This is a genomic window from Pedococcus sp. 2YAF34, assembly GCF_052114585.1.
In the GTDB taxonomy this organism is placed as follows: domain Bacteria; phylum Actinomycetota; class Actinomycetes; order Actinomycetales; family Dermatophilaceae; genus Pedococcus.
This window is the reverse complement of sequence record NZ_JBFRFA010000070.1, coordinates 1-5461: the sequence shown is the minus strand read 5'-3', so window position 1 is coordinate 5461 and position 5461 is coordinate 1. Positions and strand designations below refer to the sequence as shown.

Genomic DNA, 5461 nt, shown 5'->3' with positions numbered 1-5461 from the left:
GGCCGGGACTGGTGTCCCGGCCCGCCCCTTCTCGTTCTCTCAGCGGTTGTCGACCGCGGTCACCGCCACCGCGACGTCCGCGCCCGTGTAGAGCTGCGTCACGAGGTAGACCGAGCCGGGCGGGATGACCGCCGACTCGTCAGCGGCCGCCGTGGCGACCGATCCCGTGAGCTGGCACGAGCTGTCGAGGAAGTACAGGTCGAGGTCGTGCCCGACCGACGCGTCGGCGTCGCTCGTGCCCTTGACCGAGACCGAGTGCAGGCCGTCGGAGAACCCGGCGGGGAACTTCGTCACCCAGCCGTCCACCCCCTGGCTGGCCGGCGGCATCGTGCACAGCGTGTTCATCTCCGTGCCCGTGACGCCGAAGACGTTCTGCAGTCCGGTGGCATCACCGGCCGCCGGGTTCGGCGCCGTGATCGTGCCGGAGTCGGTGTAGACCGGGTCCGGGGTGACCGTGCCGTTCTGCACCACGGCCCCGGAGCCGAAGACCTCGATGTCGGCCACCTGGGCCTGGGTGGCGGTGTTGCCCTGGACCGAGTCGACGAAGAACCGGACGTAGGCGGCCTTGACCGGCGTCGTGAGGTTGAAGGTCGTGAAGTTGAGGTCCGGCGCGGTGGGCCGCGGCGCGGCGTACGCGAAGCCACCGGTGCGGGCCGTCGTCCAGGTGATGCCGTCGGTCGAGGTCTGCACGGTGAAGTCCTTGAGCGCCGTGAACCGTGAGGCGTTCGTGGCCTTGAACGCGCTCACCCGCACGCTGCTCACCGTCGCGGGGGCGGCCAGCTTCACCGTCACCCGCTCGTCCGGGCCGTCGTTGTACGGCGTCGTGCCCGCCCTGGTCGCCCAGACGGAGGCGGCCGTGTCGTCGAAGGCGAACTTCGCCGGGGCGCCGTCGTCCTGGCTGGAGGCGCTCACGATGGTGGCGCCGGCAGACGTCGAGGCCAGGTTGGGGGCCAGCTTGACCGTGCGGGCCGTGTTCTTCCCGGCGGTGACGGCGAAGCCGTCGATCGTCTGCACGCCGAAGCCGGGGGCCTGGATGGTCAGCGGGTAGGTGCCGGCCACGGCCTTGACCGTGAAGCCACCGGTGGACCCGGTGCGGCCGAGCGGGGTGACCCGCGCCTCGAAGCGGCCGAGGATGATCTTGGCGCCCGGGACCGCCTTGCCTGTGGTGGCGTTGAGGACGGTGACGGCCGCGGTGCCGTTGCGGGCCGCCGCGGGGTGGTCGAAGCCCGGCGTCGGGTCGGTGTCGTCACCGGTGACGGACTTCGCCGACGCGCCCGCGCCACGCTTGGCGAACACCGACCAGATCAGGTCGGTGTTGTCGCCGTGGTAGCGGTCGAGGTCGGCCGACAGGATCCCGTCACGGGCGTCGAGGAACGACGGGTCCGGGGCGGTCAGCGGCATGCCGTCGGTGACGAGGCGCGCCGCGACGTCCGCGCCCTTCGCGGCGCCGTACCGGGCCACCAGGGCCTTGCGCAGGTCCCACAGCGTGGCCGTCCAGATCTCGCCGTCGGCGTGGACCTCGGGGCCGGTCAGGTCGTAGCCGATGTCGCCGAACGTCGTGGGGTTCTGGTCGTAGTCCCAGTTGCGGATGCCGCGGGTGGCGTTGCCGGTGACGTAGTCGCCCACGACCGGCTTGGTGAGCAGCCCGGCGTTGAAGCCGTGGTTGAGGGCGTACCAGTCGGACCAGCCCTCACCCATGGAGCCGGCCTGCTGCGAGCCGAGGGCGCTGCCGCCGGCGACGTAACGCGTCGACAGGCCGTGGGTGTACTCGTGCTGGATGACGCTCATGTCGAACGAGCCGTCGCGGTACGGGCCCTCGAACGCGTCGTCGATCGGCTCCCACAGGAACATGCCGCTCCACGGCGGGATGCCGTCGTCCAGGGTGAGCATGTAGGCGTTGTCGCGTCCGGTGTAGGTCGGGTTGCCGCCCGAGGCGGCGCCGGCCTGGACGAGGCCGCGGATCGCGTCGCCGCCCATGCCGCCGTTGGAGCCGTTGTCGAGCTGGAAGTTCCCGGCGGTCTCGGTGAACCCGAGCGCGTAGTACTCGTCGTGGATCCGGTTGTGCTGGAAGAACAGGTTGGTCGCGGCGGAGTTGAGGTCCTGGGCGTAGGACGGTGGCACCGTCTGGCCCTTCGTGGCCGCCCACTGGTTCGTGTAGGTGTAGCTGAAGCTCCCGGTCGGGGCGACGGGCCGGGGTGCGTTGTCCACCGGGCCGATGTAGTTGGACCAGTTGGCGTAGGTGTCGGCGTTGTTGCCGTAGGTGGTCACGCCCGTGCCGGCGAGGCCCGTCGGGTCGACCCAGCCCTTCGGCGACTGCGCGGTCGGCCCGAACGACTGCTGGCGCGGCGTGCCGCCCTTCGCGGCCCCGGGGTGGTTGTCGTAGACGGTGCCCTGCGGGTCCTCGGCGTGCTGGACCACGCTGGCGCGGTAGAGGACCCGGCCGGTGGTGCCGTCGACGATCGCCTCCCACGCCTCGGTGGGGCTCTTGATGAAGTAGACCTTGTAGGCGGCGACGCTGCCGGTCCTCGTGCCGAAGGTGACCTTCTTCGCGTACGACGGACCGCCGAAGGGGCCGCGCGCGAAGGTCGCGTAGCCGGCCTGGGTGCCGTCCGCCTGCGGGGTGAACGCGGTGCCGGGGGCCAGCGCGCCGGCGACCGCGAGGACGGCGCCGGTCTCGCCGAGCACCCAGCCGCCCGTGAGCCCCGCGCCCGGCGTGGGGTCGCCCGCGTAGGACAGGACGCGGCCGTCCTGGGTGACGGCGACGTTGAGCCGGCCGCCGCGCGCCGCCGGCACGCCCGCGACGGTCTGGACCAGGTCGACGACGTGCGTACCCGTCCCCGGCAGGGTGTGGTCGCGCACGAGGGCGAGGCCGTCGACCTGGCTGGTGGAGAGGCCGAACGCGGCGGCGTTGGCCCTCAGCCAGCTGCGGGCGACGGTGACGGCCGCGCCGCTCGTCGGACCGGTCAGCGCCTGGGGGCCGCGCAGGGAGCGCAACGTCCCGAAGCGCTCGTCCCACGTGGCGCGGGCGCCCTGGCCGCTGCGCCGCAGCAGCGCCGAGAGCGCGTCCTTCGCCGCGGCGGTGGGGACGACGGGCCGGTCCACCGCGCGCGTGTCGAGGGTCCTGGTCAGGGCGTCGACGGTGTCACCGAGGCCGGGGAGGACCGTCGAGCCGGTGTCGGCCGCGGGGAGCCCGGCCGTGGCGCCGGCCGCTGAGGACAGGGGGAGCGCGGTGGCGGCCGCGGTCAGCAGGCACACCCCCACGGCGATCGAGTGCTTGCGAGACGACTTCACGAGATCTCCTGCTGACTGGCGGGTCCTCGTTGACCCGGTCGCCGTGTCAACGAGACCTCCTGAGCGCGGGTTACACGGCGACCGTGGCGGAGTGCCGACGCCGCCGCGTCGGGTTGCCGCCACCACGCAGGCGTGGACCGGGTTTGAGGTGCAGCGCGCCGGGCCGCTAGAGTGACCAGCACTGTTCGGCGTGGTGCGTTGGTTCGTTGCCCCGTCCGGCAACACGACCACGACCTCAAGGACACTCATGGGCTCTGTCATCAAGAAGCGCCGCAAGCGGATGGCGAAGAAGAAGCACCGCAAGCTTCTGCGCAAGACGCGCCACCAGCGTCGCAACAAGAAGTGATGAAAGGCCCCCGCCTCGCGGGGGCCTTTCATCTGTCCGGGCCGATGGCCCGACCCGCCCGCGCGGACGTGGGCAAGCCCACGTCCGCGACCTCGTCCACGACGGGGACTGGGCCTTCGGGGACCCGGCGTCGCTGGGTAGGGTGGCAGCGGTCGCGATGTCCGTGACCGACGGACCAGGGGAGGTGCTGTGGCAGAGGTCGTCCTCGTGACCGGCGTCTCCCGCTACCTCGGCGGGAAGTTCGCCCGCCAGCTCACCGCGGACCCGTCCGTCGAGCGCGTGATCGGCGTCGACGTCATCCCGCCGCCGCACGACATCGGCCGGGCCGAGTTCGTCCGGGCCGACATCCGCAACCCCATGATCGGCAAGATCATCGCGCAGGCCGAGGTCGACACCGTCGTCCACATGAACGTCATCGCGACGCCGACCCACGCCGGCGGACGGACCTCCCAGAAGGAGATCAACGTCATCGGCACGATGCAGCTGCTCGCTGCGTGCCAGAAGGCGCCGAGCATCCGCCGCCTCGTGGTGAAGTCCTCCGCCGCCGTCTACGGCTCGAGCCCGCGCGACCCCGCGATGTTCACCGAGGACATGGGCCCGAAAGCGTTGCCCCGCGCCGGTTTCGGCAAGGACTCGGTGGAGGTCGAGGGCTACGTCCGCGGGTTTTCCCGGCGCCGCCCCGACGTCGAGATCTCGATGCTCCGCTTCGCCAACATCATCGGCCCGGGCATCCGGACCTCCCTGACCGACTACTTCGCGCTGCCCGTCGTGCCGGTACCGCTCGGCTATGACGCCCGCCTGCAGTTCGTCCACGAGTCCGACGCCGTCGGGGCCCTGCTCCTCGCGACGACCGGGCCGTCCAGCGGGATCACCAACATCGCGGGCGACGGCGTCATCACGGTCACCCAGGCCGCCGGCATGGCCGGGCGGCCGGTGCTGCCGGTCCCGATGCCGGCAGCCGGGCTCTTCGGGCTCGTCGTCAAGCGCTCCGGCCTCGCCGACTTCAGCAGCGACCAGATCCAGTTCCTCGCCTACGGCCGCGGCCTCGACACCCGCCGGATGCGCGAGGTGCTCGGCTTCGAGCCGGTCTACACGACGCGAGCCGCGTTCCAGGACTACGCCCGTGGCATCGGCGCCGCCGTGCCCGGCGGGGCAGCCATCGGGTCAGCGTTGTCCGGCGTGGCCGGGGTGGCCGGGTCCGCGGCCCACGCGCTCAGCCACGTCTGGCCCGCAGGGAGGAACGACTGATGGCGACCACCACGAAGGCCGCGACCACGAAGGCTGGCACCACCAAGGCTGCAACGGCGAAGGCTGCGACGGCGAAGAAGTCCGCGACGACGGCCACTGCCGCGACCAAGGCCGCCGGGCCGGGCGCCACCGCGAAGAAGGCGGCGACCACGAAGGCCGCAGCCAAGAAGACCACGGCGAAGAAGACCACGGCCAAGAAGGCTGCCCCCACCGGCGCCACCACGACACCCACCACCAAGGCGAGCGCGCCGCGTCGGGGCGCCCTCGCCGCCGGTGCCGCCCGCGCGTCCGGCGAGCGCGCCAAGCGGCGCAGCACCCCGCTGCTCGCGGCGACGACCGCGGCGACGACCGCGCCCACGATGACGAACAGCTCCGCCCCGGCCGGTCCGCGGGAGACGATCCCCGTCGTCCCGCCGGAGGCTGCAGCGGTGACCACGGGGAGCAGCAAGCACCGTCCGCGCCCCCGTCCGGCCGCCAAGACCGTTCCCAGCCGCAAGGCGGTCGCGCGGTCCGGCGCCCGCACCACCCGCCCGGCCTCGACGCGCACCAGCGGTGCGGCGGCGACCAGGCCGGCCC

3 protein-coding genes and 1 pseudogene are annotated in these 5461 nt (G+C 72.6%); 3 read left to right on the top strand and 1 reads right to left on the bottom strand.

Going from position 1 to position 5461, the window contains the following annotated elements:
• Positions 1 to 39: 39 nt before the first annotated feature.
• A complete protein-coding gene (locus AB4Z02_RS18825; RefSeq protein WP_441972880.1) occupies positions 40 to 3291 on the bottom strand; it encodes a M36 family metallopeptidase in 3252 nt (1083 codons plus the stop codon).
• A 247-nt stretch (positions 3292 to 3538) separates the two neighbouring features.
• Here AB4Z02_RS18825 and AB4Z02_RS18820 point away from each other — a divergent pair, with 247 nt between their 5' ends.
• The 3 genes and pseudogenes from AB4Z02_RS18820 to AB4Z02_RS18810 all read left to right on the top strand — a co-directional run.
• Positions 3539 to 3637 carry a 30S ribosomal protein bS22 gene (locus AB4Z02_RS18820; protein ID WP_003792170.1) on the top strand — a complete coding sequence of 33 codons (99 nt, stop codon included), beginning with the start codon at positions 3539 to 3541 and terminating at the stop codon, positions 3635 to 3637.
• 189 nt (positions 3638 to 3826) lie between these two features.
• On the top strand, positions 3827 to 4885 hold the full coding sequence (locus AB4Z02_RS18815) for an NAD-dependent epimerase/dehydratase family protein (RefSeq protein WP_441972878.1): 1059 nt from the start codon (positions 3827 to 3829) through the stop codon (positions 4883 to 4885).
• Positions 4885 to 5461: pseudogene (locus AB4Z02_RS18810) on the top strand (hypothetical protein); the annotation flags it as partial. The gene AB4Z02_RS18815 and the pseudogene AB4Z02_RS18810, both read left to right, overlap by 1 nt.